1 protein-coding gene, 2 rRNA genes and 1 pseudogene (1 of these 4 running past the window's edge) are annotated in these 2,500 nt (G+C 38.2%); 1 reads left to right on the top strand and 3 read right to left on the bottom strand.

Translation table 11 applies throughout. The features are described from left to right. Positions 1-68 precede the first annotated feature (68 nt). Positions 69-989 carry a DMT family transporter gene (locus MKY00_RS01680; RefSeq protein WP_000658267.1) on the bottom strand — a complete coding sequence of 307 codons (921 nt, stop codon included), beginning with the start codon at positions 987-989 and terminating at the stop codon, positions 69-71. Positions 990-1,107: 118 nt separating this feature from the next. On the opposite strand from MKY00_RS01680, the pseudogene MKY00_RS01675 reads away from it, so the two are divergent. Beyond that, positions 1,108-1,689, top strand: a pseudogene (locus MKY00_RS01675) (RNA-guided endonuclease TnpB family protein); the annotation flags it as partial. Between the two features lie 229 nt (positions 1,690-1,918). On the opposite strand, the gene rrf reads toward MKY00_RS01675, so the two are convergent. Together rrf and MKY00_RS01665 are read right to left on the bottom strand one after the other, a co-directional pair. Further along, a 5S ribosomal RNA gene (gene rrf / locus MKY00_RS01670) occupies positions 1,919-2,034 on the bottom strand. A 48-nt stretch (positions 2,035-2,082) separates the two neighbouring features. Then, positions 2,083-2,500: ribosomal RNA gene (locus tag MKY00_RS01665) — 23S ribosomal RNA — on the bottom strand (it continues 2,505 nt past the right edge of the window).

The following is a 2,500-nucleotide window of genomic DNA, read 5'->3' as shown; positions in this document are numbered from 1 at the left end:
TTATCTTTCCAAATAAAAAACACCTATATATAAGGTGTTTTTTATTTAAACTATATACAACATACTGCTTAGCATTCCTTACTATTCAAGTTATTCCTCTTTAATAACTTACTTATTTTTTGTTTATCTGCCCATCCTACCCCTATTAAAACTAAACTTCCTCCTATTACTATCTTCCAAGTTACAGACTCATCTAATAAAACAATTGAAGCAACAATACTTATTAATGGTAACGCATTTAAATATAACCCACTTACTGATGCCGAGACTGTCTCTAATGCTCTATTCCAAAGCCAATACGCTAAAATTGTTGCCCCTATAACAAGATACATTACACTAAATCCAGTCTTCCATGTTTCGATTTCTGGGAAACCATAGTAAAAAGTTTCTACCATTGCAAATGGTAATAAAATAACAGCTCCAATAATTAAAGTTAATGTTGTAAAAACCTTGTTTGATAAATACTGTTCTTGTTTTGGTCTTTTCAGCAATACTGTATAGAGGGCAAATAAGAAAGTGCTTAATAAAATAAGGGTATCTCCTATTAAAGATACTTCTTGATCCCCGTTACTAGATGGGATTGTAATAAGAAGTACTCCAATAGCCCCGAGTACAATACCAACCCAATAATTAAGCTTAATTTTTTCTTTCAAAAAGAACGCTGAAAAAAGAATTGTAACTAACGGTAAAGCAGCATCAATAATACTAACATGCAATCCACTTGTTAAAGAAATACCGTAGGATGTGAACATAAAGTAACCAGCTACACCAGTAAAAGATAGTAAACTCATTCTTTTCCACGGCACTTGTTTATGTACAACCGATCTTTTTAATTGTTTAAATGAAAATAGCAAACAAATTCCACCCGCGAAGAAAAGGCGAATAAATAACAAAGTAAATGGCTGAATAGATTCTAACGCCCACTTTGTTGGTGCAATGGCTGTTCCCCATAATATAACAGCTACTAATAACATGCATATTTCTTTCATAATCTCCCACACCCATCAAAAATATATGTTAATTACCTTAATTATAGATTTTTTGATGAATGAAATCCTTTAAAAACGAAAAAACATTGTATAAATTGAAACTTTAATCAGTGGGGGTTTACTTCAGCGCATGTCACATAGCTCAAAAGCATTGCGAAATGTTGGCTTGTACACGATGAAACAAAGTTACTTAAACAATAATAGGATGGTTACTGTAAAAGAAGTAGATACTGCCATGCAAGCCGATACGAACTACCCAGGAGTTCAATCAAACTCTGTTCAAGCGATTCGCAGAGCCTTATATGCAGAAGTGAAGAGCTTTTTTAAAGCGTTGGAACAATGGAAGAAAAATCCTGAGAAGTTCACAGGGCATCTGAAGTTCCCAAATTATTCTCGTTCCACTGACAAGCGAATCATTGAAATCTATCAAGTCCCTAAAGTGGATAATAACAGGCATTGGATAGTTCCGATGAATGTGGCATTCAGAAAAAATTCGGTTCCATTAAAATACGTATGCCGAAAAATTTAAGACAAAAAAATCTCCTACATTTAGATTGTACCGAAGCAAAAAGGTCGGTTCTTTGAGGTGCATTATACATATGAAATGCACGTTTCTCAAATGAAGAAACCATCCACGACTACGAGTAACGCTTTGAGTTACGATTTAGGTGTAGATAGATTAGTAAGTTACGTGACAAATCGTAGGGTAGCATGAATGCTAGAGCGTCAAACTGTCTAGCAATAGACGAAAAGACCTAGCGCTCGAACTCAAGCCCCCACTGAAAAGCCTTGTCTCACTGGGGTAGTTGACTTTAAAACGTCTCTATTTCATCCTTTTCCCTCTTTACGATTACTAAATATATGAATTATGACATTTGATATATAAAAATAAACACAAAAAAACCTAAGTCGAAACGACTTAGGTTTTTGCTTGGCGACGTCCTACTCTCACAGGGACAAGGTCCCAACTACCATCGGCGCTAGAGAGCTTAACTTCCGTGTTCGGTATGGGAACGGGTGTGACCTCTCTGCCATCATCACCAAACTATGAAGGCATATTCCTTCAAAACTAGATAACATTGCTTCATATTATATGGTTAAGTCCTCGATCTATTAGTATTCGTCAGCTCCACATGTCACCATGCTTCCACCTCGAACCTATCAACCTGATCATCTTTCAGGGATCTTACTAGCTTACGCTATGGGAAATCTCATCTTGAGGGGGGCTTCATGCTTAGATGCTTTCAGCACTTATCCCTTCCGCACATAGCTACCCAGCTATGCCCTTGGCAGAACAACTGGTACACCAGCGGTGCGTCCATCCCGGTCCTCTCGTACTAAGGACAGCTCCTCTCAAATTTCCTACGCCCACGACGGATAGGGACCGAACTGTCTCACGACGTTCTGAACCCAGCTCGCGTACCGCTTTAATGGGCGAACAGCCCAACCCTTGGGACCGACTACAGCCCCAGGATGCGATGAGCCGACATCGAGGTGCCAAACCTCCCCGT

It is taken from the genome of Bacillus sp. FSL R9-9834, assembly GCF_038006905.1.
Classification (GTDB): domain Bacteria; phylum Bacillota; class Bacilli; order Bacillales; family Bacillaceae_G; genus Bacillus_A; species Bacillus_A pacificus.
Note: the sequence above shows the minus strand (reverse complement) of the source record. Positions and strands in the feature narration are given on the sequence as shown.

Excerpts from the sequence above, each read along its gene's own strand:
- MKY00_RS01680 (WP_000658267.1), bottom strand. The coding sequence starts at position 989 with ATGAAAGAAATATGCATGTTATTAGTAGCTGTTATATTATGGGGAACA.